The 231-nt window shown below is 75.8% G+C and carries 1 pseudogene; it reads right to left on the reverse strand.

What is annotated here, in order from left to right:
* Positions 1-231 (reverse strand): annotated as a pseudogene (locus tag KVS71_RS19410) (ABC transporter ATP-binding protein); the annotation flags it as partial.

Raw genomic sequence — 231 nt, forward strand, 5'->3', positions numbered from 1 at the left:
GCGCGACCGGGCTGAGCTCCCCCGCGACCGCGGTCACGTGCCCGAGGGTCGGATCCGGGTCGGACCAGCCGCGGGCCGACAGCCGCATGAAGTGCGTCTTGCCCGAGCCGTTGGAGCCGAGCACGCCGACGCGGACGCCGTGCCAGATCACGGTGTCGAGCGGACGCATGAGGCCGGTCAGCCACGGCCGGACCGCGACGACGGCCCGCTTGCCGGTCCTGGGCCCGCGGA

Source organism: Microbacterium sp. GbtcB4, from assembly GCF_019091465.1.
Classification (GTDB): Bacteria; Actinomycetota; Actinomycetes; order Actinomycetales; family Microbacteriaceae; genus Microbacterium; species Microbacterium paraoxydans.